This window comes from Streptomyces chlorus (assembly GCF_042655885.1).
Taxonomy (GTDB): Bacteria; Actinomycetota; Actinomycetes; order Streptomycetales; family Streptomycetaceae; genus Streptomyces; species Streptomyces chlorus.
On the sequence record NZ_JBHSOA010000021.1, the window covers coordinates 32,950 to 56,814 of the forward strand.

Here is a 23,865-nt window from a genome sequence, read left to right on the forward strand (position 1 = left end):
AGTGGTGGTGGGCTGCGGGGGTGGACAGCCCGACGGGTAGCCGAGGGCATGGGGCGAGGGCGGTGCCGCCACCGCTTCCGGGCCGGTCGCGTCCCCGGGCCCGGGTACGGCCGATCGGGGGACGCGCACCCAGTAACCTTGTGCAGGGCGGTTTCGCGCCCCGTTCCCCGCCAGCCAGGTCCAGGAAGGTCCCCACTGTGGAAAGCGCCACGCCAGTGATTGTCGCCATCGACGGCCCGTCCGGCACGGGCAAGTCGAGCACGTCGAAGGCCGTGGCGGCACAGCTGGGCCTGAGCTACCTGGACACCGGCGCCCAGTACCGGGCGATCACCTGGTGGATGGTCACCAACGGCATCGACACCGCCGACCCCTTCGCGATCGCGTCCGCGGCCGGCAAGCCCGAGATCGTCTCCGGCACCGACCCGGAGAAGCCCGCCATCACGGTCGACGGCCTCGACGTGGCCGGCCCGATCCGCGAGCAGGACGTCACCTCCAAGGTCAGCGCGGTCAGCGCGGTCCCCGAGGTGCGCGCCCGGATCACCGAACTGCAGCGCGCCATCGCCGGCTCCGCCGTCACCGGCATCGTCGTCGAGGGCCGCGACATCGGCACCACCGTGCTGCCCGACGCCGACCTGAAGGTCTTCCTCACCGCCTCCCCGGAGGCACGGGCCGCCCGCCGCAGCGGTGAACTCGAGGGCGCCGACCTGCACGCCACGCGCGAGGCCCTGGTCAAGCGGGACGCGGCCGACTCCAGCCGCAAGACCTCCCCGCTGGCCAAGGCGGACGACGCGGTCGAGGTGGACACCACCGACCTGACCCTGCAGCAGGTCATAGAGTGTGTCGTCACCCTCGTCGAGGAGAAGCGAGCCGGCCGGTGACCGGGCTTCCGTCGGCGCGGGGCGCCGAGGTCGGGCGGCGTATCGGCGTCGGCCTGATGTATGGACTGTGGAAGCCGCGCGTGCTGGGTGCCTGGCGGGTGCCCGCCGCCGGCCCGGTGCTCCTCGCCGTGAACCACTCCCACAACATCGACGGTCCGATGGTCATGGGCGTGGCCCCCCGGCCCACGCACTTCCTGATCAAGCAGGAGGCGTTCGTCGGGCCGCTCGACCCGTTCCTGACCGGCATCGGCCAGGTGAAGGTGGACCGGAACACCACCGACCGCACGGCCGTCTCCCGGGCGCTGGGCGTCCTGCAGCAGGGCGGCGTCCTCGGTATCTTCCCCGAGGGCACCCGCGGCGAGGGTGACTTCGCCGCGCTGCGCGCGGGGCTCGCCTACTTCGCCCTGCGCGGCGGCGCGCCGATCGTGCCCGTCGCCGTCCTGGGAAGTTCCGGGCAGGACGGACGGTTGATAAAGGCGCTGCCCCCACTGCGCTCCCGCGTCGACGTCGTCTTCGGCGACCCGTTCGAGGCGGGTGACGGCAGCGGACGGCGTACCCGCAAGGCGCTGGACGAGGCGACCGAGCGCATCCAGAAGCAGCTCACCGCGCACCTGGAAAACGCCAGGCGTCTCACCGGGCGCTAGCGGACACTGAGTAGTGGAACGCCCGGAATCGGGTGTTCCACCGACCACCACGATGAACAACGAGGTACGGACTTCATGAACGACCACATCCAGCCCGACGGCTCGGCCGAGCACGAGCACGACCACGGGGCGCTCGGCGACGCCGAGTTCGCGGAGTTCATGGAGCTCGCCGCGGAGGAGGGCTTCGATCTCGAGGACGTCGAGGGCGCCATCGAGGCAGCCGGACACGGCCCGCTGCCCGTGCTCGCCGTCGTCGGCCGCCCCAATGTCGGCAAGTCGACCCTGGTGAACCGCATCATCGGCCGCCGTGAGGCGGTCGTCGAGGACAAGCCGGGCGTTACCCGGGACCGCGTCACCTATGAGGCCGAGTGGTCGGGCCGCCGCTTCAAGGTCGTCGACACCGGCGGCTGGGAGCAGGATGTCCTCGGCATCGACGCCTCCGTGGCGGCGCAGGCCGAGTACGCGATCGAGGCGGCCGACGCGGTGGTGTTCGTGGTGGACGCCAAGGTGGGCGCGACCGACACGGACGAGGCCGTCGTCCGGCTGCTGCGCAAGGCCGGCAAGCCGGTCGTCCTGTGCGCGAACAAGGTGGACGGCCAGAGCGGCGAGGCCGACGCCTCCTACCTGTGGTCCCTGGGCCTGGGCGAGCCGCACCCGGTCTCGGCCCTGCACGGCCGGGGCACCGGCGACATGCTGGACCAGGTCCTGGAGGCGCTGCCGGAGGCCCCCGCGCAGACCTTCGGCACGGCGGTCGGCGGCCCGCGCCGGATCGCCCTGATCGGCCGCCCGAACGTCGGCAAGTCCTCGCTGCTGAACCAGGTCGCCGGTGAGGAGCGCGTCGTCGTCAACGAGATCGCCGGCACCACTCGCGACCCGGTCGACGAGCTGATCGAGCTGGGCGGCAGGACCTGGAAGTTCGTGGACACCGCGGGCATCCGCAAGCGCGTCCACCTCCAGCAGGGCGCCGACTACTACGCCTCGCTGCGCACCGCCGCCGCCGTCGAGAAGGCCGAGGTCGCCGTCGTCCTCCTCGACGCCGCCGACTCCATCTCGGTGCAGGACCAGCGCATCGTCACCATGGCCGTCGAGGCGGGGCGCGCGCTCGTCCTCGCGTTCAACAAGTGGGACACCCTCGACGAGGAGCGCCGCTACTACCTGGAGCGGGAGATCGAGACCGAGCTCGGCCAGGTCGCCTGGGCGCCGCGGGTGAACGTGTCGGCCCGCACCGGACGCCACATGGAGAAGCTGGTCCCGGCGATCGAGACGGCCCTGGCGGGCTGGGAGACCCGCGTCCCGACGGGCAGGCTGAACGCCTTCCTCGGCGAGCTGGTCGCCGCCCACCCGCACCCCGTGCGGGGCGGCAAGCAGCCGCGCATCCTGTTCGGCACGCAGGCGGGCACCAAGCCGCCGCGGTTCGTGCTCTTCGCCTCCGGCTTCATCGAGGCGGGCTACCGGCGGTTCATCGAGCGCCGGCTGCGTGAGGAGTTCAGCTTCGACGGCACGCCCATCCACATCTCGGTGCGGGTGCGGGAGAAGCGCGGCAAGAAGAAGTGACGTAACGGCGGCACGCAGGGTGAAGGGGGCGGTCCCGGCCGGGACCGCCCCCTTCACCCTGTCTCGTCGGTGGGCCCGGTGGCCCTTGGTCAGGCCTCCCGGCGCGGGGCCGGGGGCAGTGCCGCCGGCACGTGATGCCTCCCGATGGCGTGCCGGCCGACCGCCGAGACGCGCTGCCACTGCGGCTGCTGCCCCGCGCTCTGACGGGCGCTGCTCGCCCCCGCGCTGTAGGCGCCGTACGACCCGCCGCCGACGGAACCGCCGAACGTCCCCGAGCCGTGGCCGACGGACGAGCCCGTACTGTGCGGGGCGCCTCCGAAGGCGGTGAAGCCCAGTTTCTCCTCGCCGCTGCGGTCACCCGGCAGCGAGCGGAAGGACTTCACGTACTCGGCGTAGAGCGCGTCGTAGATCGGCGTGGCCGAAGGGCCGCCCGCGGAGTCCTGAGCCGACCGCACGGGGGAGGGAACCAACGGGAAGGGCTGGCGGCGGGGAGCGTCGTATGCGTGCACGTATCTCCAAACGACCCCGCCCGGTAAGGGATGCGGCCGCGGTATGGGTTTTCGCCGGTCACCGGCCTGCCGGCCGGCAGCCGGGGCTCAGCCGTCGGTCATCGGCCGTCAGCCGTCCGTCGACCACCTGTCAGAGACCGGCGAGCGGCAGTGCTGCCGTGACCAGCCTTCCGTTCGCCGCGGTCCTGTCCAGTGCGTCGCGCAGCAGGTCCTCGCGCGGCTGACGGCCGATCGAGCCGACCGGAGCCGCGAACAGCAGCACCTGCTGGTGCTTGTTGGCGGCCGCCCGCCAGCCCTCGGTGACCTGGAGCGGCTGGTGCGCCTGCCACCAGGCCACCGGCTGCCCGCCGTTCGGGTTCGGCTGGAGCACCGCGTGCAGCTGTCCCACGGCCAGCAGAACCGACCAGCCGTGCAGCACGGACGGCGCGGTGGACAGCTCGGTCACGGGCATGAAGCCCTGCTCGATGAGCAGCGGCAGGAAGTCGTCGCCGGAGCCGAGAGAACCGGGCCGCGCCACTGGTGCGGTCGGCTCGACGACCAGGGCCGGGTGCAACTCCCCGGCGATCAGGACCAGTCCGCTGGTCACGCCGAGTACGGCCTGCTCGGGCATGACGTGCGGCGCTGCGACCTGATGGGGAGCAGCCTGCGCAGGGGCCGTCTGTGCGGCCTGCGCGTTCTGCGCGGGCGCCGCCGGGGCTGCGGCGTCGCCGCCGATGGACCGCACGGCGCCCTGGAGCTGCTCCTCGGTGACCTGGACGACCTGCGAGGGCAGGCATGTGGAGTGGGCGAAGGCGAGGACGGCGGTCTCGTCCCCGATGAACAGGACCGTGCTGGTCCGCTCCTGCTCCGGATCGCCCGGTGTGCGGCAGGAGGTGCAGTCGTACCCGCCCGGGGCGGAACCTCCGGCGAGCAGGCGGTCGGCTTCTTCGTCGCCGATCTCGGCGCGTACCTCGTTGCTGACGTCGAGCATGCGCGGCACGGGTGGCTCCCTCGGGATGCGGTGCGTGGCGAGGCCGGGTGGGTCCCGGCCCGTGGTCCGGGGTGGGCCCCCGGCTCATACAGATGACAACGGGCGATCTGTGGCGGGAGTCACGCCCGGGAGTGAACGGAATCGAACCATCCTGCGCCCACGGTCACTTCCAGCACGGAATCGGACACTCAACGTCAACTGCCTGCGGTATCAACGCCGTTGACCGGGTGAAGTGGCTCACAGGACATGCGTCCCGCTGGTTGATAAATCATGAAATCAGTGAATGAAGTGGGTGTCCTGAAATTGACGCTACCGAGGGTAATGCCGAACTGGCCTGCGAAGACGGGGAGTTGCTTGATACCGGCCCGGTCGGCTGCCTAGATTCCTTCGCCGTGTGCAGCGAGCACCGCTCGGGAACGTCCGCCGACCGCACCAGCCGGATCCATCGCACCACCGGATCCGTCGCACGACCCGACGGCGGACGGGGCGAGCGCGACATGCCGCGTCCCATGACGCGGCGGTGGCGCTTTGCTCCGGGGGACCCCGGGTCCTTGGAGAGGGAACTACATGTCCGATTGTGCCGACAACACCCGCGACGCCCGCAGGACCCAGAAGACCCAGAAGCCCCGTACGGCGGCGGCTCTGGCCGGCGCGGCACTGCTCGCGCCCCTCGGGCTGCTGGCCTCGGCCGGCAGCGCCACGGCGGCGGACCGCGGAGTGTGGGACCGCATCGCACAGTGCGAGAGCGGCGGCAACTGGCACATCAACACAGGCAACGGCTACTACGGCGGACTCCAGTTCTCCGCCTCCACCTGGCGCGCGTACGGCGGCACGGCCTACGCGCCGACCGCCGACCGGGCCACCAAGACCCAGCAGATCACCATCGCCGCCAAGGTCCAGCGCGGCCAGGGGTGGGGCGCCTGGCCCACCTGCTCGGCACGTGCCGGGGCGTCCGGGAGCGCACCCGGTGCCGGCTCGGTGACCGCCCAGGAAGCCCCGGCGAAGCCCGCGGAGTCCTCCCGGCGGTCGACATCGTCGAACCAGTCGAACCAGCCGAACCAGCCGAACCAGTCGGTCCCGTCGAAGGCGCCGGCCCAGTCGTCGGGCGGCGCGGACCGGAGCTCGTCCGGCGGTGACTACACCGTCCGCGAGGGCGACACGCTGAGCGCCATCGCCGACCGGCACGGCACCACCTGGCAACAGCTGCACGCCGCCAACAAGGCCGTCATCGGCGGCGACCCCGACGTGATCCTCCCCGGTCAGCGTCTCGTGCTCTGATCCGCCCCGGATGCACCGGGTGGTGAGGCGAGGCGAGGCCCCGTCCGGGCGGCCGCCGGTTTCCGGCGTCCGGACGGGGCCCACCTCCTTTGCGGACAGTGACTGTCCGCAAAGGCTGGCAGACTCGGCCCATGGTGGAGACCTCGGCACGACTGCTGCGTCTGTTGTCCCTGCTCCAGGCCCACCGCGAGTGGTCCGGCGCCGATCTGGCCGGGCGGCTCGGGGTCAGCTCCCGGACCCTGCGCCGCGACGTGGACCGGCTGCGCACGCTCGGCTACCCCGTCAACGCCAGCCCCGGAACCGGCGGCGGCTACCAGTTGGGCGCGGGCGCCGAACTGCCGCCGCTGCTGCTGGACGACGACGAGGCCGTCGCCGTCGCGGTCGGGCTGCGTACGGCGGCCGGGCAGGGCATCGAAGGCATCGGGGAGACCTCGGTGCGGGCCCTGGCCAAGCTGGAACAGGTGCTGCCGGACCGGCTGCGCCGCCGGGTGGGCGCCCTGAACGCCGTCACCGTGCCGATGCTGCGCGGACCGGGCGCCGACGCCGTCGACCCGGCCGTGCTCACCGAACTCGCCCAGCTCTGCCGCGACACCGAACGTCTGCGTTTCGAGTACCGGGGCCACGACGGCGCGACGAGTCGCCGCACCGTGGAACCGCACCGTCTGGTGTGCTCGGAACGCCGCTGGTACCTGGTGGCCTGGGACCTGGGCCGCGAGGACTGGCGCACCTTCCGGGTGGACCGCGTCACCCCGAAGCCCCCGCACGGCCCGCGTTTCGTCCCGCGGGAGCCCCCGGCCGAGGACCTGGCCGCCTATGTGTCCCGGGGCGTCTCCACGCGCGCGTACGCCTCGCAGGCCGCGATACGGCTGCTGGTGCCCGCCGAGGAGGCCGCGGAGCGGATCTCGCCCTCCGTCGGCACGCTCCGGGCGGAAGAACCGGACACCTGTGTCCTGACCACCGGGGCGGCGAGCTTCAACGCCCTGGTGGTCCACGTGATGCTGCTGGGCTTCGAGTTCGAGGTGCTGGAGCCGGCCGGGCTGACCGACGCGATCACCACGGCCCGCGACCGGCTCTCCCGCGCCCTGACCAGGGCGGGGGGATCCGGCGTGGCGAGCTGACGCCGGATCGCGCGCCGACCGGGCCGAGCGGAGCCGGACCGAGCAGAGCCGCGCAGGGCCGGTCGGAGCGGTCCGGGCCCGCCCGTACCGGCCGGTGGGGGCGGGTGGATCGTGTGACGGAACCGCGAATTTTCCGTGGGGCACGTTTTCCGGGGGTGCGCACCCGTCGTCACGGCGACGGAATGGAATGGCCCGAAGGGGCCCGGGATGCTTCTTCCGGAAGCCTCTGCCGGGTTTATCCGCGGCCCCGGAGCGATGCCCGGGAATTACGTTCGGCCGCCGCTCGAAGAGGCTTCGAATCACCCATTAGTGTGATGGGCGTGGGCATAAACGTCTGCCGTGATCCTGTGACAGAAGTGTGACCGCCGGGGGATCTCGGGCAGGTGTTCCCGGTCCGGCCTTCCCCGTCCGCCGGGCAGGGCATAGCGTGACTGTATGGCACCTATTCCGACACCTTCCGCGGATCCCGACGACAGCCCGGACGCCTATGTGGGGCTGCCCGTGGACCGGGCCGAGCACCTCGCGCGCGAGCGTGGCTGGGCGACGGTCCGGGCGCTGCCGCCGGGGACGATCATCACCATGGAGTACCGCGTGGGACGGCTGAACTTCGAGGTGAAGGACGGCACGGTGGCGCGGTCCTGGAAGGGGTGAGACACGGCGACGGCCCCGGTTCCGCGAGGGAACCGTGGCCGAGGTGTGTACCGGGCCTGTCGCCGCGGGGTCCGGCGGGACCGTCAGGGGCGGGCTGCCGGGGTGTTGCCGCGCGGATGACGTTCGCCGTACGGCGGGCGGCGGCTGCCGGTCGGAGTGACCGGTGTGCGCTCCGCGCGCGTCGAGTGCGGTCCTGGCGCCAGATAGGCGGGTGACCGGCCGACTGGGCGGGACGCGGAGACCGGTTCGGGGGCCGCGCCGGCCTCACGGCCGGTGAGTGGCCTGAGCGTGACCGGCGTCGTGACGGGAGTCGCGGGTACCGCCCGGCCCCGCTGGGCGTACCGGCGGTCCCGCCAGTGGTCGCGCCAGCCGAAGATCCGGTCCTCGGCACGGGCGATCAGCGGCTCGAACCAGGGCAGGGCCAGCAGGATCAGCAGGCCCGCCACCCAGCCGAGCAGGACGTCGCTCAGCCAGTGGGTGCCGAGATAGACGGTGGACAGCCCGACACCGAGCGAGGTCACCGCGGACACGGCGGACAGCCAGCGCCGCGCTCTCGGAGTGGAAGCCAGATAGGCCAGGATTCCCCAGGTCACCACGGCGTTCGCGGTGTGACCGCTGGGAAATATACTGCCGCCGAGCCACATCTCGCTGGAGCCGATCTCGGTCGCGTAATGCGGTCCGAGGCGTCCCATGCCGTACTTCGCGGCACCGACGGTGATGTTGAGCAGCAGCAGGGAGACCGCGAGCGCGAGCAGTGGGCGCAGGGTGTGCTGCCGCCAGGAGCGCCAGCCCAGCCAGGCCGCCACCATCACCGCGGTCGGACCGCGCTGGCCGAGCACCACGTAGTAGTCGACGATGGCGTGCAGCTCCGCCCACTGCTCGTACGGGCGGAAGAACATCACCTGCCAGTCCAGCCGGACCAGCCAGGACGCGATGACGACGGCCCACACGATCGCCACGTAGAAGGCCAGGGTGGAGCCGAAGAGCACCGTCCGGTGCCGGCTCATTCGAGGCACGTCGAGGTGGGCCGGTCGTTCCGGCTCACGATCCAGCCTCGTGAACACCCGGTCCAGACGGGTGGTCTTCCGTTCGGTACGCACCCAATCGACGTTACAGGGAGTGAGCGCCCAGCCCCGTCGAATCAGCGGCTTTGTGATGACGATGTGATGTGGGGTTGCTCTCAAGGCGGCCTTTATTTTCCGCGAATCGGCATTCTTCAGCCGTCGCCGCCTTCAATTTCTTTGATCATTCGAGGGGACAGTTTTATCGCGCTTTTAGAATGCGTTCACCGAAGGTCGGCGCAGTTTTTCCCCGGCGCTCACCGCCCGTTGGCGCGGGGAGGGGGTGGACAGGGCCCGCGGGGCCGGTCAGGGCGGGCCGGAGCCGTTCAGCCAGAAGGCGCCGTACACCGCCGAGGCCACCGCGACGGACCCCACCACCAGCGCCGACCTGGGCGTACGCAGTCGTGCCAGGGTCAGGGCGAGGGGCAGCAGCAAGGGGAAGGCGGGCATCAGCAGGCGCGGTTTCGAGCCGAAGTAGCTCGACGCGCAGAGGGCGAGGACGGTGACGACACCGGCGTACACCAGCAGTGGGAGCGGCTGGCGCTGCCGTACGCAGAGCACGTACAGCCGCACCAGCAGGCCGACCCCGAGGACCAGTCCGAGCCCCGCCAGGGCCGACGGAAACGACGTGAACTTCTCTGCCGTGAACCGGGCGAAGGCGAAACCGCCGTCGAACCCGTTCCGCCAGCCCGCCTGTACGTCGAGATACCCGAACGGGCCCTTCCCGGTCCGGTGCCCGACCCACAGAACGTAACCGGCGGCGCCGAGCGGAGCGACGAACAGGGCGAGCGCCCGGCGGACGCCCACACCGGGGGCGCCCGGGAGGAGGGACGCGCCCCCGGCAGGAGACGCGCGCGGGGTGTTCCCGTCCGGGGCGGCGCGTTCCCCGGAGCGCGCGCCGTCCACCGCTGCCGCACCACGGCTCCCCCCGAACGAGTGGTGCTCCTCCCCGGCGCTGCGGCGGTCGCGCAGGAAGGAGACGACGCCCGCCGCCCAGACCGCCGCGACCACCGCCAGCCCGACCGGGCGGGTCAGACCGGCGAGCGCCGCCAGGACCCCGGCCGTCACCCAGCGCCCGGTCAGCACCGCGTACAGCGACCAGGCGGCGAGCGCCGTGAACAGGGACTCGCTGTACGCCATCGACTGGACGACCCCGACCGGCAGCACCGCCCAGAGCAGCACCGCGCAGACCCCGGCCCGCGGCCCGTACACATGGTCCGCCACCGCGAAGATGCCCCAGGCCGCGGCGAGCGAGGCGAGCACGGCGACCACGAAGCCCCCGTCCGCGTACGACAGCGGCGACACCGCCGCCACCAGCCGCTCCAGCCAGGGGAGCAGGGGGAAGAAGGCCAGGTTCGAGTGCACGTCCCCGTTCGCCAGGCGCACCTCGTAGCCGTACCCCAGCTCCGCGACCCTCGTGTACCAGAGGGCGTCCCAGCGGGCCGTGAGCAGGGTGTACGCGCTCTTGCCGCGTGCCTCGCTCCACAGGACCAGGACGAGGAGGCCCAGGGCGCGCACGGCCGCGTACCCGAGAAGCGCCGGCGCGGCCCTGCGCAGCGCTCCGGGGCGGGCCGGTGCGGCATGCGTCTCAAGATCGGTCACGGGCCCGATTATCGACCGGGTGCGTGGCCGGCCCGTCCCGCGGGTGTGCGAACCCCGGAGCGGGTCGCGGAAGCCGTGCGGAAGTGGTGTACGCCACACCTGTCGGCCGCAGATGGGAGAGGCCTGCCACTCGATAACGGCACGGCCTCGCGTACGCTGCCTGTCACTCGCCGTTCGTTGCGCGGGCCGGAGTTCGTACCGCTCCTCTCCGGCCGAGTCACGGGGGAGTCCCCCACCCCGTGAGCCCGCCGAGGGCGAGGGAACATCTGGGAGGTCTGTACATGTCCGGGACGACCACGGCCGCCGCGCTGCGCCGTCGGGCGGCCGGGGCCGGTGCCAACCGCTGGGTGGTACTCGTCGTCCTCTGCGTCAGCCTGCTGCTCGTCGCCGTCGACGCCACCGTGCTGCATGTGGCGGTCCCCGCCGTCACGGAAGACCTCAGGCCGGGCGCGGTGGAACTGCTCTGGATCGTCGACGCCTACCCGCTGGTCTGCGCCTCACTGCTGATTCTCTTCGGCACCCTGGGCGACCGGGTCGGCCGCAGACGCGTACTCCTGCTCGGCTACGCCCTGTTCGGCCTCGCCTCCGGACTGGCGGCCCTCGCGGACAGCGCGCCGGTGCTGATCGCGGCGCGGGCACTGCTCGGCGTCGGCGGCGCGATGATCATGCCCGCGACGCTGTCGCTCCTGCGGCAGGTCTTCCCCGACCGGCGCGAGCGGGCGTTCGCCATCGGTATCTGGAGCGCGGTGGCCGCGGTGGGCGCGGCGGTCGGACCGCTGCTCGGCGGCTTCCTGCTCGAGCACTTCTGGTGGGGCTCGGTCTTCCTCATCAACATTCCGCTGATGCTGGTCAGCCTCCCGGTGGGACGGATCCTGCTGCCCGAGTCGAAGGGCGACGGCACCGGCCCCTGGGACGTGACGGGCGCGCTGATGGCCGCCGCCGGACTGTTCGCGGTGGTCCTCGGTGTGAAGCGGCTCGGCGGGGAATCCGCCGGGGGCCTGTGGACCGCCCTGTCGCTGGCCGTGGGCGCCGCCCTGCTGGCCGCCTTCGTCCGCCGGCAGCGGCGACGCGCGCACCCGCTGGTCGACCTGCGCATGTTCGCCCGGCCGGCGTTCAGCACGTCGGTGGGCTGCATCGTGCTGGCGATGCTCGCCCTGGTCGGACTGGAACTGATCGCCGCGCAGTACCTCCAGCTCGTCCTCGGACTCTCCCCGCTGGAGACCGGACTGCGCCTGCTGCCGCTGACGTTCGCCGCGATGGCGGCGGGGCTGGCGGGCGCGCGGCTGCTGCGCCGGTTCGGACCGCGCCGCATGGTCTTCTCCGGCTTCTGTCTGACGGCCGCCGCGGTGCTGCTGCTGACCCCGATGGGCGGGCAGGACAACCGCGTCCTGCTGCTGAGCGGGTTCGTCCTGCTCGGCTTCGGCCTGGAGACCACCCTGTTCGGGGCGTACGAGTCGATGCTGAGCGAGGCGCCCCCGCAGCAGGCGGGAGGGGCCGCAGCCATAGGCGAGACCTCGTACCAGCTGGGCGCCGGAATCGGGATAGCGCTCCTCGGCAGCGTGATGAACGCGGCCTACGCGCCCGGCCTCAAAGAGGTCCCCGGGGTACCCGCTTCGGAGTCCTCGGCGGCGCGGCACTCGCTGGGCGAGGCCTACGAGGTCGCCGCCCAGCTGGGCGGGCCCGCCGGAGCCGCCCTGAGGGACGCGGCCCGCCACGCCTTCGTGCACGGGCTGCATGTGACCCTGCTGGCCAGCGCGGTCCTGCTGCTGCTCGGGGCCGTGATGGCGCTGCGGTTGCCGCGGACGATGCAGTGCGAGCCGGCGCCCGCCGGGGAAACAACGCCCGCCGAGGCCGCCTCGGACGGGCCCGCCCGGACCCCGGCCGAGGTGGCTGATGTCCCCGCGCCGAGGGAGGCCGCGGAGTCCCGCGTCTCGGTGTGAGGCGTGCCGCGGGCCGACCGGGTGGACGTGCGCGACCCCGCGTCGTAACGTCGGCCCAAACCTGACTAGCAGCGCTAGTTGAGCAGTACGAGCCGTATCCAACCGGCTGTACTCGTACCGGCCGTATCCGTACCGGCCGTACGCGTCGGCCGAATCCGCCCCGGACCGATCGCCCCGGAGGGTGTCCCATGTCCGCGTCCGCGAAGTTGCCCCCCTTCGACCCGGCCGACCCGCTCGGCCTCGACGACCTGCTGGAGCCGGAGGACCTGGCCGTCCGGGACACCGTGCGTGCCTGGGCGGGGGACCGGGTGCTGCCGTACGTCGCCGACTGGTACGAGAAGGGCGAACTGCCCGGCATCCGGGAGCTGGCCCGGGAGCTCGGCGGGATCGGAGCGCTCGGCATGCCGCTCAGCGGCTACGGCTGCGCGGGCGCCTCGGCCGTGCAGTACGGGCTCGCCTGCCTGGAGCTGGAGGCCGCCGACTCCGGCATCCGGTCCCTGGTCTCCGTACAGGGCTCGCTCGCCATGTACGCGATCCACCGGTTCGGCAGCGAGGAGCAGAAGCAGCGGTGGCTGCCGGGGATGGCCGCCGGCGAGGTCATCGGCTGCTTCGGGCTCACCGAACCCGACCACGGTTCCGACCCCGCCGCCATGCGGACCCACGCCAAGCGCGACGGCGGGGACTGGGTGCTGAACGGCCGCAAGATGTGGATCACCAACGGATCCGTCGCCGGCGTCGCCGTGGTGTGGGCACAGACCGACGACGGGATCCGCGGCTTCGTGGTGCCCACCGACAGTGCCGGGTTCTCGGCGCCCGAGATCAAGCACAAGTGGTCGCTGCGCGCCTCCGTCACCAGCGAGCTGGTCCTCGACGACGTACGGCTGCCCGCCGACGCCGTACTGCCCGAGGGGACAGGACTGCGCGGACCGCTCAGTTGCCTGACGCACGCCCGGTACGGGATCGTCTGGGGCGCGATGGGCGCGGCGCGCGCCTGCTTCGAGGCCGCCGTCGACTACGCGAAGTCGCGGGAGCAGTTCGGGCGGCCCATCGGCGGGTTCCAGCTGACGCAGGCCAAACTCGCCGACATGGCGGTCGAACTGCACAAGGGGATTCTGCTCGCCCATCATCTCGGGCGGCGCATGGACGCCGGCCGCCTGCGGCCCGAGCAGGTCAGCTTCGGCAAGTTGAACAACGTCCGCGAGGCCATCGACATCTGTCGTACGGCCCGCACGATCCTCGGTGCCAACGGGATCTCGCTCGAGTATCCCGTCATGCGGCACGCGACGAACCTCGAATCGGTGCTGACCTACGAGGGCACCGTGGAGATGCACCAGCTCGTGCTGGGCAAGGCGCTGACCGGGATCGACGCGTTCCGGTAGGCCGGGTCGGGAGGGGGAGTGGGGAGGGGCAGGGCCGGTGAGCGGCCCTGCCTCAGCTCTGGTTGAAGAAGCCGTCCGACCGGTGCGCCGCCGGCTCCCCGCTGACGACCTCGGTGTCGGCCGGGCTCAGCAGGAACACACGGTTGGACACCCGCTCGATGGAACCGCGCAGACCGAAGATCAGCCCGGCGGCGAAGTCGACGACGCGTTTGGCGTCACCGGCCTCCATGGCGGTGAGGTTCATGATGACGGGGACCCCGTCCCGGAACAGTTCGCCGATGGCGCGGGCGTCCCGGAAGCTGTCCGGGGTCACCGTGCCGATGCGGCGGCCCTTCTCCACGGCGACGTCCGGGGCCACCTTGACCCGCGGATCGGTGACCCAGGCGTCCCCGGGCGCGGTTCCGTCGGAGTAGTCGTCGTCGTAGTAACGCTCGTCTTCGTTGTCGTCGACGAGGCCAAGCCAGGCACTTGCCTTGCGTACCGATCCCATGGACGCCTCCTCTCACAGCGGTCCTTCTTGCTTTCCGCATCCCTATGGTCGTCCATGATGCGGATGGCGCGCCAAGTGATGGGACGCCGTGCGGGGGGTTTGTGACGGTACTGGTGCAGGGCGCATCCGTCGAGAGCCCAAGCCCCCCAAGGGTCCTGATGTAAGAGGATGCTGACTGTGAGTGAAATATGATTCTTCTCGGCGTATGGGTGAGTAGCGGCGCGTACGGGTGAACGCGGCAGTGCGTACGATGCCGCCGCTCCACTTCGGATCACCCACGGGGGGGACGTCATGTTCGGAATGGTCAGACCCTGCCGGCGCCGGCTCGGTGAACGGCTCACGGCTTAGTGGATGGCGCATCTGTGCGGGCTGTGCATGGCGTTGCGTGGGGACCACGGGCAGCTCGCACGCGCCGTCACCAACTACGACGGACTGCTCGTCTCCGTCCTGACGGAGGCTCAGGCCGAAGACGCCGGTGCCGGGCGACGCACCGCGGGGCCGTGTCCGCTGCGCGGCATGCGGACCGCCTCCGTCGCGCACGGTGAGGGTGCGCGGCTCGCGGCGGCCGTATCGCTGGTCCTGGCCTCCGCCAAGGTGCGCGACCATGTCGCCGACCGGGACGGGCTGCTGGCCCGCCGCCCGGTGGCGCTCGCCGCTCGCCGCGAACTGGGACCGGGCCGGGGCGCGGACCGGTACGGACGTCGGGTTCGACACGGCCGTCCTGGTCGACGCCGTCGACCGGCAGACCGGCATCGAGACCCTCGCCGGCCCCGGCACCCCGATCCTCACCGTCACCGAACCGACCGAGACCGCCACCGCGGCAGCCTTCGTGCACACGGCGGTACTCGCCGGGCGGGTGTGCAACGCCGGGCCGTCCATCTCCTGGACGCCGTGGAGGACCGGGAGACCGACGCCGCGTCGGGCGCGTGGAACCCCCTCACCGCCACCGGCACTCCGCTCACCGAGGCCCGCCGGCTCGCCGACGACGCCGTGCGGGGCATCCGTCTCGCGCTGCGCGAGGTGGCCTGGGGGTCCGGGGTTTCCCCGGGAGGACACAGCACCGACGGCGGTCTCGCTCACCGGCTGCTCGTTCACGAACTGCCCAACTCCGTAGATCGTGCCTTCGACACCGTTTCTTGTGCCCACGGTCCTCACCCCTACGCACCGCCCGGCGCCCCCGGTACCCCGGGCGGTCCCGGCGGTCCGGTGCCGCCCGGGCCGCCGCGCCGGCGTGGGCTGATCGCGGGGTGCGCGGTGTGGGTGGGGCTGTTCTGTACGTGCCAGTTGTGCTGCGGCACCCACGAGGACCCCTGGACCGGGGAGCGCAAGCAGGCCTGCTTCAACGGTGACTGCAGCGGGTGTTGCGACTGCTGCGAGTGCTGCAGTTGCTGTGGTGAGGGCGGCGGCTGCGACTGCGGGTGCGACTGCTGAGCCCGGGGTGCGGGGAGGCGTTCGTGGGCGGGCCTGAGCCGAGGGGCGGCCCGAAGGGCGTACGGCGGTCGGCCGGCCGGATGCCCGGCGGGGTGTTCGGCGGGTGTCCGACGGGATGTCCGACGGTTGTTGAGTCCTTTGGCGACTGGTTCGTAGGAACGTCAGCAAGAGTATTCGGAGGGTTCACTTCCGGACATCTCCGGGACGGCGGCGGCCGGTCATGGCGCAGGAGTACCGGCTGGTGGCGCAAGGGTGTCGGGGGTCGCGCCGCACAGGCGGTTCACAGGGTGACGGCCGAAAGGCACTCTTGCGGCGACCGGTCCGTCGGCCGAATACTCACCCCCAGCGCTTGTCAGGAGCACGGCATGTCCGGAATCCGGGCACCGGTCTCCTGACTGCGCCTCACGGGCCCGAACCCCACGGGGCCCCCTACTTCCTTCATGGAGGAACGAGAAGTGAGGATCAAGCGCACCACCCCCCGCAGCGGCATTTCGAGACGCACCCGGCTGATCGCCGTCTCCACCGGTCTCGTAGCCGCCGCCGCGATCGCGATCCCCAGCGCGAACGCATCCGAAGCTCCCACCACCTTCAGTTCCGCCGAGCTCAAGAGCGTCAGCGGTTCGGTGCTGGAGGCCGACATCCCGGGCACCGCCTGGGCCGTCGACAGCAAGACCAACCGGGTTGTCGTCACCGTCGACAGCACGGTGTCCGAGGCCGAGATCGCGCAGATCAAGCGGGAGGCCGGCGCCGACGCCGACGCGCTGCAGATCAAGCGCACGCCCGGCACGTTCAGCAAGCTCATCCAGGGCGGCGACGCCATCTACGCGAGTAGCTGGCGCTGCTCCCTCGGCTTCAACGTCCGCAGCAGCAGCGGCGTCGAGTACTTCCTGACGGCCGGTCACTGCACCGACGGCGCGGGCACCTGGTACTCCAACTCCGGCCGCACCACAGCCATCGGCTCGACCGCCGGCTCCAGCTTCCCGGGCAACGACTACGGCATCGTGCGCTACACCGGTTCCGTCAGCCGCCCCGGCACCGCGAACGGCGTGGACATCACCCGCGCGGCCACCCCGAGCGTGGGCACCACCGTCATCCGTGACGGCTCCACCACGGGTACGCACAGCGGCCGGGTCACCGCGCTCAACGCGACCGTGAACTACGGCGGCGGTGACGTCGTCTCCGGTCTCATCCAGACCACGGTCTGCGCCGAGCCCGGTGACTCCGGCGGCTCGCTCTACGGCAGCGACGGCACCGCGTACGGTCTGACCTCCGGCGGCAGCGGCAACTGCACCTCCGGCGGCACGACCTTCTTCCAGCCGGTGACGGAGGCCCTGAGCGCCTACGGGGTCAGCGTCTACTAGGCCGGGCGCCCGCCGACCGGGACCGGCCGGTACCACCGGTCCCGCAGCGCAGGGCCTCACCGCGGCCGACACGCGACGACGAGCCCCCGCACGCAACCAGCGTGCGGGGGCTCGCCCTTGTGCGGACACGGAGCTACCTTCGAGGGACACACACCAGGACGCGCCGGGCGGCGCCGGTCGCGGAATCACCTGATGCGCCACTTCGGACCCGGGAGCCGTAGCAACAGGCGCCGTCGCAGCGCCAGTCGCGGGGGCCTCAAGAGGTCCCGGACGTGGCGCGGGAATCGGTGCAGGAGCAACCTCCGTCCGCCGCGCCCCGCTCGAATCCGGACCAGGCGGGGGAGATTTCAAACCAGGGGCAGATCTCCCGAATCAGCATGCCGGCCGAGCGAGGGGCGGGATGTCCGCATGTGCATACCCGCCGGGCCGCGAGGCCGGCCGTGCGGCGTGACGCCCCCGCGGGTCAGTTGGCCCACGGCGGGGTGATCCGGGTGCCGTCGGCCAGCTCGGCCTCCAGGCCGACGGAGGTGGTGACCCAGGACGTCGCGGCTCGGTCGGTGGGGTTCTCGACGGCGAGGGTCGCCCCCGGGTTGATGATCACCGTGTCGCCCGCGGTGACGCGCTCGGTGCGGCCGTCGAGGGTGATCAGCAGCTCGCCGGAGAGCAGGTGGAGGATCTCTTCCCGGTTGACGGTGTGCGCGGGGGCCTTCGTGCCCGCCGGGATCTCGCCCCGCCAGGCGCACAGCTCCTTGCTGCCGGTGCGGGGAGTGGCGTACGAGACGAAACGGGCGCCGTGGATTTGGTGGGTCACGGCTTCGGACGAGCGGACGACGGGCATGGCGGTCTCCTGTCGATGGCCGAGGATTATTGGTCAAGTAACTTGACTACATTGTCGACCTCCATGGTCAAGTTGCTTGACCAATGTGTCAAGGGTGTTTCAATGCCCCCGTGCAGAACTCCGACGCCATGGCCCTGTCCGCCGCCCTGCTCGCCGCCGCCGGCGGGCTCACGCAGCGCATCCATGAGGGTGTCGTCGCCCGCGGCTTCGAGGGGCTGCGGCCCGCGCACGGTTTCGCCTTCGCCCGGCTGGCCCCGGACGGCGCGACGGTCACCGACCTCGCCGCGCATCTCGGGATGACCAAGCAGGCCGCCAGTCAGCTCGTCGACGAGCTGGTCCGCAAGGGATACGCCGAACGCCGGACGCATCCCACCGACGCGCGGGCCCGACTGGTCGTACTGACCGAGTCGGGGTGGGCCTGCACGCGGGCCGCGGAGGAGGCGGCGGCGGAGGCTGTACGCGCATGGGTCGACGTGCTCGGCGAGGGCGAGGTCCGCGCGCTGCGTGACCGTCTGCTGCGCGTCGCGCCCAACGGGCCTGTGCGGCCCGTTTGGTGACTCTTTATCACCTGTAGTGCCACCGACGTCGATGGTCGCTGGAAACTTTTACCGACCCGTAACTTCACAATTGTACTACTCACCCGTAACTTGACGAGTGACCAGCATGCTCGTGATCCGGATCACAGGGCGTCCTTTCGTTGCAACTCCCGTGAACCGTAAGGAGATCACTCGATGCTGCCCTGGAGACGAGTGCTCGGACCGCTGACTGCGCTGCTGTTGACCGCCGCGGTCGCCCTGCTCCCCGCCACCACCGCCCACGCCGCGGGGGCGCCCAGTTCGGGTTGGAACGACTACTCCTGCAAGCCGTCCGCCGCCCATCCCCGCCCCGTCGTCCTGGTCCACGGCACCCTCGGGAACTCCGTCGACAACTGGCTGGGCCTCGCGCCCTATCTGACCCACCGCGACTACTGCGTCTTCTCCCTCGACTACGGCCAACTCGCCGGCGTCCCCTTCTTCCACGGCCTCGGCCCCATCGAGAAGTCCGCGCAACAGCTCGACGCCTTCGTCGGCAAGGTGCTCGCCGCGACCGGCGCGGCGAAGGCTGACATCGTCGGGCACTCGCAGGGCGGGATGATGCCCCGCTACTACCTCAAGTTCCTCGGCGGCGCCGACGAGGTGAACGCCCTCGTCGGGATCGCGCCCAGCAACCACGGCACCACCCTCGCCGGCCTCACCAACCTGCTGCCGTACTTCCCCGGCGCCGGGGGCCTGCTGAACGAGGCGACCCCCGCCCTCGCCCAGCAGGTCGCCGGCTCGGACTTCCTCACCAGGCTCAACGCGGGCGGCGACACCGTGGCCGGCGTCCGCTACACCGTCATCGCCACCCGGTACGACGAGGTGGTCACCCCGTACCGCAGCCAGTACCTGAGCGGGCCCAACGTGCGCAACGTCCTGCTCCAGGACCTGTGCCCGGTCGACCTGTCCGAGCACCTGGCGATCGCGCTGATCGACCGGATCGCCTTCCACGAGGTCGCCAACGCCCTCGACCCCGCCCGGGCCCGGCCCACCACCTGCGCCTCGGTGTTCAGCTGACACGTGTAGCCGAAGCGAGTCGCTGACACGTGCAAGTGCCCGTGCGCATGCCGGGGCCTGTCCGGCCTGAGCCGCCGGACAGGCCCCGGTCCGCGGTCGACGCGGGGTCAGCGGCCGTGCCGCCCGCTCGACGCACGCCGCCGGGTGGAGGCGAACAGCGCTGCCGAACCGAGTGCCAGGGCGGCGGCCCCGCCGGCCATCAGGTACGGGGTGTTCCCGTCGCCGCCGGTCTCCGCGAGGTTCCCCGAAGTGCCGGCCGCCTTGGGCTGGTTGGCGACGGCGTCGGGGGTGCCGTCGGTGCCGTCCGCGTCCGCGCCGTCGCCCGTCGTGTCACCGGCGGTGTCGTCGCCGGCCGCGGAGTTGCGTGGTGGGCGGGAGGAGGCGGACAGTCGTGGTCAGGAAGTGGGCCACCAGGTCCGGGCGATGTCCTCGCGGATTTCCGGACGCGGGGCGGGGCGGTCCTCGGGTTCGTCGCGGACCCGGTGGGTGGTCGTCCTCTTTAGGGGCTTCTGCACGGTGACACGGCGCATGGCTGCCTCCTTCGGGGTCCACGGGTGCCGCGGTCGCGCGGGAGTGGACCTTTCGGGGGAGAGTTCCTCATGGGCCCCGGTCTGTCTGTGGCCGCGGTCACTCATCGAGTGTCAGTGGCGTGTGTCACTCTTTGCCGCATGACCGATGACAGTGACGTGACGGGCACGGTGGGGGTCGACTGGGACGCGCGGGCGGCCGACTTCGACGAGGAACCCGATCACGGCCTGCGCGACCCGCGGGTGCGCGAGGCATGGGCGGGGCGGCTGCGTTCCTGGCTCCCCGAGCGGGCGAGCGACGTCCTCGACCTCGGCTGCGGCACCGGCAGCCTGTCGCTGCTCGCTGCCGAGCAGGGGCACCGGGTCACCGGAGTCGACCGGTCACCGGCCATGGTGCGGCTCGCCCGGGAGAAACTCGCCGGACGCGACGCGGTGTTCCTCGTCGGTGACGCCGCGGCGCCGCCGACCGGGGAGCGGCGCTACGACGTCGTACTGGTCCGGCATGTGCTGTGGACGCTGCCCGATCCCGGCCGGGCGCTGCGGCACTGGCGGGGGCTGCTGCGCCCCGGCGGGCGGCTCGTCCTGGTCGAGGGGGTGTGGGGGACGGTGAGCCCGGTCGGGATACCCGTGGACCTGCTCACCGCCCTCCTGGCCCCGCTCGGCGGACGGACGAGCGTGGAGCGGCTGTCGGACGACGCGGCGCTGTGGGGCCGTGTCGTGGACGACGAGCGCTACACCGTGGTCGCGGTGCCGGACCGACCCGGACCCTCACGCGAGTAGCGCGCCGAGCCCGCCCTCGCGGGCCAGGGCGTCCAGCTCGTCGAGGGCGGCCACCGCGGCGGCCGCGGCCCCGGGATCCGTCGCGGCGAGGCCGCTCGCCGCGAACTCGTCCTCGTCCAGCCGCCGTACGTCCGTGCCGTCCGCCGAGACCCACAGGTCCAGGTCGAGATCCTCGACCACCAGCCGGTCGGCCGAGAGCTCGGCAGGGCGGGTGACGTCGCAGTAGTGGCCCTTGAGGGTGCCTGTGGCGGTGCGCACCTCCTTCACCGCGTACCACCGGTCGCGCCAGTAGTGCTCCGTGAAGACGTCACCGGGCTCGAAGCGCACGAAGCCGAAGTCCCGTACGCCGTCACCCGCCCAGGGGGCGCGCACGGTGACGCGGGTGCCGTCGTCGGCGAGCAGTTCGGCCGGGTAACTGATCTTCGTGCGCCCCGCTTTGACGAGGACGACGTCCAGGAATGCCGGACGTTCAGCCGAGTTCTCGGACATACCGCACCTCCGTGGCGCAGACCTCGTAGCCGAACCATTCGTTGATCGCGATCATCGGCCCGTTGCCGGTGTCGTTCCCCGTGAACGCCTTCGTGTACCCGGCGGCGCGGGCGCGGTGCAGGGAGTCGTTCTTGGCGAGCTTGGCCAGTCCCCGGCCGCGGTGGGCCCGGGCGGTACCGGTCATGGCCGTGCCGTACCGGGTGCCGTTGTCCGTGCGGGCCGCGGAGAAGGCGGCGGGCCGGCCGGCCACCACCGCCACCGAGGTCAGCTCGGGGCTGAACAGCGGGTGCCGCCAGGTCTCCTTCAGCCAGGCCTCGTAGTCGGTGAACTCCGTGTCCACATCGCTCGGTTCGTCTGCCGTCGTTTCCGCGTCCAGCTCGAACAGTGGGCGCGGATCACCGGCGAAGTCCGAGCCCGTGCGCAGCTCCACGCCGGGCGGCGGGTCCTGGAGCGGAGGGAGGGTGCCGTTCGCCAGGTCCAGGCGGAGGAAGTGGGCGGCACGGCTCGCCCGGTAGGCGTGCCGCTCGGCGAAGGCACGGTTGCCCGGCTCGTCCAGCACCCAGGCGAACAGCCTGGTCGCCCCGTGCGCGACCAGGTGCTCCTCGGCGGCGCGCACGAGCAGCGTCCCGGCGCCCCGGCGCGTGTGCTCGGGATGCACGTACACGTTGACGTTGCCCTGGCCCGGCTCGGAGCTCTCGTGGGTCAGGTGCACCTGCGCCGTACCGATCACCTCGCCGTCGGCCACGGCGACGAGGGGACGGTAGTGGGCCTCGGGGTGCATACGGGTGAGGTCATGGGCCAGGGAGTCCGGCGTGAGGAGGATGAACGGCAGCGCGTCGTGCCGGACGCGGGCGAAGCCCTCGAGGTCGGCACGGGCATCGGAGCGAAGATCGCGGACGGTTACGGTCACGGAGGTGCACGCTACGGGGGGAGGTGTTGCGGCTGCCTCTCATTTTCCGTCGGGTGCGGGACAATCGGGCCGTGACCTTGAAGATCCATATCGACGACAGCGCGCCGCCGTACGAGCAGGTGCGGGCCCAGATCTCCGAGCAGGCCCGGTCGGGGGTGCTGCCGGTGGGCTACCGGCTGCCGACGGTACGGGGCCTGGCCCAGGCGCTCGGCCTCGCCGCGAACACGGTGGCCAAGGCCTACCGCGCGCTGGAGGCGGACGGCGTGATCGAGACCCGCGGCCGCAACGGCACGTTCGTCGCCGCCGCGGGCTCGGCCGCGGAGCGCGAGGCCGTGGCGGCGGCCCAGGTGTACGCGGAGCGGGCGCGACGGCTCGGGCTGGACGAGGACGCGGCCCTGGCCGCCGCACGGGACGCGCTGCGGGCGGCGTACGAGGCGTAGCCGCGGGCGGCTGCGCAGGAGCGGGCGGGGGCCGGCTCGGTTCCCGTGCCCCGTGTCTTACAAGTACAGCCCCGCCTCCGCTTTCCCGCGCGGTTCCGGCAGGGCCGTCGGGGAGGTGCCCCGGCGCAGGGCGTACAGCTCGGCCAGGGTGGCGCCCTCGCGGCCGATACCGTCCTCGTGACCCAGCCAGTTCACCGCCTCGGCGCGGGTCAGCGACCCGACCTCGATCCGGGCGAGACAGCGTCCCGGGCGGACGACGGCCGGGTGGAGGCGCTCCAGGTCCTCGTTGGTCGTGACGCCCACCAGGACGTTGCGGCCCTGGCCGAGCAGACCGTCGGTGAGGTTCAGCAGCCGGGACAGGGCCTGTCCCGCGGTGTGCTTGGCCTCGCCGCGGATCAGCTCGTCGCAGTCCTCCAGCAACAGCAGCCGCCAGCGCCCCTTGCCCGTCGTCTCGTCCTCCTCGCCGATCGCGATGTCCATCAGATAGCCGACGTCGGAGAAGAGCCGCTCCGGGTCCAGGACGCAGTCCACCTGGCACCAGTCCCGCCAGGACCGGGCCAGCGTGCGCAGCGCGGACGTCTTGCCGGTGCCCGGCGGGCCGTGCAGCAGGAGCAGCCGGCCCGCGATGTCCTCCGGCGTGGTCTTCATCAGGCGGTCCATGGCGTCCGCCACCGGCGCGGTGTAGTTGGGCCGGATCTCGTCCCAGGTGCCCGCGGAGATCTGCCGGGTGGTGCGGTGCGGGCCGCGGCGCGGGGACACGTACCAGAAGCCCATGGTGACGTTCTCCGGCTGCGGTTCCGGTTCGTCGGCCGCGCCGTCCGTGGCCTCGTCGAGGATCTTCGCCGCGAGTTCGGCGGTGGTCGCGGTGACGGTGACGTCGGCGCCCCGGTTCCAGCGGGAGACCAGCAGCGTCCAGCCGTCGCCCTGGGCCAGGGTGGCGCTGCGGTCGCCGTCCCGGGCGGTCCGCAGCACCTCGGCGCCCGTCGGCAGCAGGGTCGCGCCGGAGCGTACGCGGTCGATGTTCGCCGCGTGCGAGAACGGCTGCTCGCCCGTCGCGAAGCGGCCGAGGAACAGCGCGTCGACGACGTCGGACGGGGAGTCGCTGTCGTCGACGTTGAGCCGGATCGGCAGTGCGTCGTGCGGATTCGCAGGCATACCGTCATGATCGGGCACGCGGACGCCCCCGCGCACCCGGTTTCCTCGAGGCGCGCGGGGCGCGTGAAGTACGTGACCTGCGCCGCATGCCTGTGTCACTGCCGGCCGTGCGCCGCCAGCCGCCGCGCGTGCCGAGCCCGGCGGACCACCGCGTACCCCTTGGTCAGGGCCCGGTCCCGGACGAGGGCGCGGGCGAGGTCGCGGCCGTCCAGCAGCCGCTGTCACTGCCGGCCGTGCGCCGCCAGCCGCCGCGCGTGCCGAGCCCGGC

General features: G+C 72.1%; 24 protein-coding genes and 1 pseudogene. 14 read left to right on the top strand and 11 right to left on the bottom strand.

Features of this window, described 5'->3' with window-relative positions; genetic code table 11:
• Nucleotides 1-197: 197 nt before the first annotated feature.
• The 3 genes from cmk to der all read left to right on the top strand — a co-directional run bounded on the left by cmk (nt 198) and on the right by der (nt 3,076).
• Nucleotides 198-878 (top strand): (d)CMP kinase, encoded by a 681-nt coding sequence (gene cmk / locus ACFPZI_RS11040; protein ID WP_381361535.1) that lies wholly within the window; start codon nt 198-200, stop codon nt 876-878.
• Nucleotides 875-1,522 carry a lysophospholipid acyltransferase family protein gene (locus tag ACFPZI_RS11045; protein ID WP_381361538.1) on the top strand — a complete coding sequence of 216 codons (648 nt, stop codon included), beginning with the start codon at nt 875-877 and terminating at the stop codon, nt 1,520-1,522. The genes cmk and ACFPZI_RS11045 overlap by 4 nt, the downstream gene beginning before the upstream one ends.
• 75 nt (nt 1,523-1,597) lie before the next feature.
• Entirely contained in the window at nt 1,598-3,076 is a 1,479-nt protein-coding gene (der, locus tag ACFPZI_RS11050) for a ribosome biogenesis GTPase Der (RefSeq protein ID WP_381361539.1), read from the top strand.
• Nucleotides 3,077-3,165: 89 nt separating this feature from the next.
• Here der and ACFPZI_RS11055 read toward each other — a convergent pair whose 3' ends face one another.
• Together ACFPZI_RS11055 and ACFPZI_RS11060 are read right to left on the bottom strand one after the other, a co-directional pair.
• Nucleotides 3,166-3,585 carry a hypothetical protein gene (locus tag ACFPZI_RS11055; protein WP_381361542.1) on the bottom strand — a complete coding sequence of 140 codons (420 nt, stop codon included), beginning with the start codon at nt 3,583-3,585 and terminating at the stop codon, nt 3,166-3,168.
• A 130-nt stretch (nt 3,586-3,715) separates the two neighbouring features.
• Nucleotides 3,716-4,564, bottom strand: a complete 849-nt coding sequence (locus tag ACFPZI_RS11060) for a hypothetical protein (RefSeq protein WP_381361544.1) — start codon at nt 4,562-4,564, stop codon at nt 3,716-3,718.
• A 558-nt stretch (nt 4,565-5,122) separates the two neighbouring features.
• Here ACFPZI_RS11060 and ACFPZI_RS11065 point away from each other — a divergent pair.
• The 3 genes from ACFPZI_RS11065 (at nt 5,123) to ACFPZI_RS11075 (ending at nt 7,602) form a co-directional block, all read left to right on the top strand.
• Entirely contained in the window at nt 5,123-5,833 is a 711-nt protein-coding gene (locus ACFPZI_RS11065; RefSeq protein ID WP_381361546.1) for a transglycosylase family protein, read from the top strand.
• Nucleotides 5,834-5,964: 131 nt separating this feature from the next.
• The gene (locus ACFPZI_RS11070; RefSeq protein ID WP_381361549.1) at nt 5,965-6,951 is read left to right on the top strand and encodes a helix-turn-helix transcriptional regulator; all 987 of its coding nucleotides are present in this window, start codon (nt 5,965-5,967) and stop codon (nt 6,949-6,951) included.
• 435 nt (nt 6,952-7,386) lie between these two features.
• Nucleotides 7,387-7,602 carry an I78 family peptidase inhibitor gene (locus ACFPZI_RS11075; RefSeq protein WP_381361551.1) on the top strand — a complete coding sequence of 72 codons (216 nt, stop codon included), beginning with the start codon at nt 7,387-7,389 and terminating at the stop codon, nt 7,600-7,602.
• 83 nt (nt 7,603-7,685) lie between these two features.
• Here ACFPZI_RS11075 and ACFPZI_RS11080 read toward each other — a convergent pair whose 3' ends face one another.
• Nucleotides 7,686-8,702 carry a phosphatase PAP2 family protein gene (locus ACFPZI_RS11080; RefSeq protein ID WP_381361553.1) on the bottom strand — a complete coding sequence of 339 codons (1,017 nt, stop codon included), beginning with the start codon at nt 8,700-8,702 and terminating at the stop codon, nt 7,686-7,688.
• Nucleotides 8,703-8,969: 267 nt separating this feature from the next.
• Nucleotides 8,970-10,265 (bottom strand): glycosyltransferase family 39 protein, encoded by a 1,296-nt coding sequence (locus ACFPZI_RS11085; RefSeq protein ID WP_381361556.1) that lies wholly within the window; start codon nt 10,263-10,265, stop codon nt 8,970-8,972.
• 281 nt (nt 10,266-10,546) lie between these two features.
• On the opposite strand from ACFPZI_RS11085, the gene ACFPZI_RS11090 reads away from it, so the two are divergent.
• Nucleotides 10,547-12,205, top strand: coding sequence for an MFS transporter (locus tag ACFPZI_RS11090; protein ID WP_381361559.1), 1,659 nt, complete (start codon nt 10,547-10,549; stop codon nt 12,203-12,205).
• 188 nt (nt 12,206-12,393) lie between these two features.
• A complete protein-coding gene (locus ACFPZI_RS11095) occupies nt 12,394-13,584 on the top strand; it encodes an acyl-CoA dehydrogenase family protein (RefSeq protein ID WP_381361561.1) in 1,191 nt (396 codons plus the stop codon).
• A 52-nt stretch (nt 13,585-13,636) separates the two neighbouring features.
• Here the strand turns inward: ACFPZI_RS11095 and ACFPZI_RS11100 are convergent, their stop codons facing one another.
• Nucleotides 13,637-14,074: a cell division protein SepF gene (locus ACFPZI_RS11100; RefSeq protein WP_381361564.1), complete on the bottom strand. Its 438-nt coding sequence runs from the start codon at nt 14,072-14,074 to the stop codon at nt 13,637-13,639.
• Nucleotides 14,075-14,425: 351 nt separating this feature from the next.
• Here ACFPZI_RS11100 and ACFPZI_RS11105 point away from each other — a divergent pair.
• Both ACFPZI_RS11105 and ACFPZI_RS11110 read left to right on the top strand, forming a co-directional pair.
• Nucleotides 14,426-15,505 (top strand): annotated as a pseudogene (locus ACFPZI_RS11105) (DUF5685 family protein).
• A gap of 455 nt (nt 15,506-15,960) precedes the next feature.
• Complete coding sequence (locus tag ACFPZI_RS11110; RefSeq protein ID WP_381361646.1) at nt 15,961-16,866, top strand: S1 family peptidase; 906 nt, start codon at nt 15,961-15,963, stop codon at nt 16,864-16,866.
• Between the two features lie 463 nt (nt 16,867-17,329).
• Here the strand turns inward: ACFPZI_RS11110 and ACFPZI_RS11115 are convergent, their stop codons facing one another.
• Nucleotides 17,330-17,704: a cupin domain-containing protein gene (locus tag ACFPZI_RS11115; protein ID WP_381214513.1), complete on the bottom strand. Its 375-nt coding sequence runs from the start codon at nt 17,702-17,704 to the stop codon at nt 17,330-17,332.
• A gap of 110 nt (nt 17,705-17,814) precedes the next feature.
• Here ACFPZI_RS11115 and ACFPZI_RS11120 point away from each other — a divergent pair, with 110 nt between their 5' ends.
• Nucleotides 17,815-18,261 (top strand): MarR family winged helix-turn-helix transcriptional regulator, encoded by a 447-nt coding sequence (locus ACFPZI_RS11120; protein WP_381361567.1) that lies wholly within the window; start codon nt 17,815-17,817, stop codon nt 18,259-18,261.
• Nucleotides 18,262-18,435: 174 nt separating this feature from the next.
• Entirely contained in the window at nt 18,436-19,296 is an 861-nt protein-coding gene (locus ACFPZI_RS11125; protein ID WP_381361569.1) for an esterase/lipase family protein, read from the top strand.
• Between the two features lie 107 nt (nt 19,297-19,403).
• On the opposite strand, the gene ACFPZI_RS11130 is transcribed toward ACFPZI_RS11125, so the two are convergent.
• Nucleotides 19,404-19,685, bottom strand: coding sequence for an LAETG motif-containing sortase-dependent surface protein (locus tag ACFPZI_RS11130; RefSeq protein ID WP_381361648.1), 282 nt, complete (start codon nt 19,683-19,685; stop codon nt 19,404-19,406).
• Nucleotides 19,686-19,691: 6 nt separating this feature from the next.
• Complete coding sequence (locus ACFPZI_RS11135; RefSeq protein WP_381361571.1) at nt 19,692-19,826, bottom strand: hypothetical protein; 135 nt, start codon at nt 19,824-19,826, stop codon at nt 19,692-19,694.
• 138 nt (nt 19,827-19,964) lie between these two features.
• On the opposite strand from ACFPZI_RS11135, the gene ACFPZI_RS11140 reads away from it, so the two are divergent.
• Complete coding sequence (locus tag ACFPZI_RS11140; protein WP_381361574.1) at nt 19,965-20,603, top strand: class I SAM-dependent methyltransferase; 639 nt, start codon at nt 19,965-19,967, stop codon at nt 20,601-20,603.
• Here ACFPZI_RS11140 and ACFPZI_RS11145 read toward each other — a convergent pair.
• Together ACFPZI_RS11145 and ACFPZI_RS11150 are read right to left on the bottom strand one after the other, a co-directional pair.
• Nucleotides 20,592-21,092, bottom strand: coding sequence for a ribonuclease FAU-1 family protein (locus tag ACFPZI_RS11145; RefSeq protein ID WP_381361576.1), 501 nt, complete (start codon nt 21,090-21,092; stop codon nt 20,592-20,594). The genes ACFPZI_RS11140 and ACFPZI_RS11145 overlap by 12 nt on opposite strands.
• Nucleotides 21,073-22,002, bottom strand: coding sequence for a GNAT family N-acetyltransferase (locus tag ACFPZI_RS11150; RefSeq protein WP_381361578.1), 930 nt, complete (start codon nt 22,000-22,002; stop codon nt 21,073-21,075). Before ACFPZI_RS11150 ends, ACFPZI_RS11145 begins: the two co-directional genes overlap by 20 nt.
• A 71-nt stretch (nt 22,003-22,073) precedes the next feature.
• On the opposite strand from ACFPZI_RS11150, the gene ACFPZI_RS11155 reads away from it, so the two are divergent.
• Nucleotides 22,074-22,442 carry a GntR family transcriptional regulator gene (locus ACFPZI_RS11155; protein WP_381361581.1) on the top strand — a complete coding sequence of 123 codons (369 nt, stop codon included), beginning with the start codon at nt 22,074-22,076 and terminating at the stop codon, nt 22,440-22,442.
• Between the two features lie 57 nt (nt 22,443-22,499).
• Here the strand turns inward: ACFPZI_RS11155 and ACFPZI_RS11160 are convergent, their stop codons facing one another.
• On the bottom strand, nt 22,500-23,597 hold the full coding sequence (locus ACFPZI_RS11160) for a DUF5925 domain-containing protein (RefSeq protein WP_381361584.1): 1,098 nt from the start codon (nt 23,595-23,597) through the stop codon (nt 22,500-22,502).
• Nucleotides 23,598-23,865 lie beyond the last annotated feature (268 nt).

Bases quoted from the DNA above. Each gene is read 5' to 3' on its own strand.
- ACFPZI_RS11065 (WP_381361546.1), top strand. From the start codon at position 5,123: ATGTCCGATTGTGCCGACAACACCCGCGACGCCCGCAGGACCCAGAAG.
- ACFPZI_RS11125 (WP_381361569.1), top strand. From the start codon at position 18,436: ATGCTGCCCTGGAGACGAGTGCTCGGACCGCTGACTGCGCTGCTGTTG.
- ACFPZI_RS11075 (WP_381361551.1), top strand. From the start codon at position 7,387: ATGGCACCTATTCCGACACCTTCCGCGGATCCCGACGACAGCCCGGAC.
- ACFPZI_RS11135 (WP_381361571.1), bottom strand. From the start codon at position 19,826: ATGCGCCGTGTCACCGTGCAGAAGCCCCTAAAGAGGACGACCACCCAC.
- ACFPZI_RS11115 (WP_381214513.1), bottom strand. From the start codon at position 17,704: ATGCCCGTCGTCCGCTCGTCCGAAGCCGTGACCCACCAAATCCACGGC.
- ACFPZI_RS11160 (WP_381361584.1), bottom strand. From the start codon at position 23,597: ATGCCTGCGAATCCGCACGACGCACTGCCGATCCGGCTCAACGTCGAC.
- ACFPZI_RS11095 (WP_381361561.1), top strand. From the start codon at position 12,394: ATGTCCGCGTCCGCGAAGTTGCCCCCCTTCGACCCGGCCGACCCGCTC.
- ACFPZI_RS11140 (WP_381361574.1), top strand. From the start codon at position 19,965: ATGACCGATGACAGTGACGTGACGGGCACGGTGGGGGTCGACTGGGAC.
- der (WP_381361539.1), top strand. From the start codon at position 1,598: ATGAACGACCACATCCAGCCCGACGGCTCGGCCGAGCACGAGCACGAC.
- ACFPZI_RS11100 (WP_381361564.1), bottom strand. From the start codon at position 14,074: ATGGGATCGGTACGCAAGGCAAGTGCCTGGCTTGGCCTCGTCGACGAC.
- ACFPZI_RS11090 (WP_381361559.1), top strand. From the start codon at position 10,547: ATGTCCGGGACGACCACGGCCGCCGCGCTGCGCCGTCGGGCGGCCGGG.
- ACFPZI_RS11145 (WP_381361576.1), bottom strand. From the start codon at position 21,092: ATGTCCGAGAACTCGGCTGAACGTCCGGCATTCCTGGACGTCGTCCTC.
- ACFPZI_RS11070 (WP_381361549.1), top strand. From the start codon at position 5,965: ATGGTGGAGACCTCGGCACGACTGCTGCGTCTGTTGTCCCTGCTCCAG.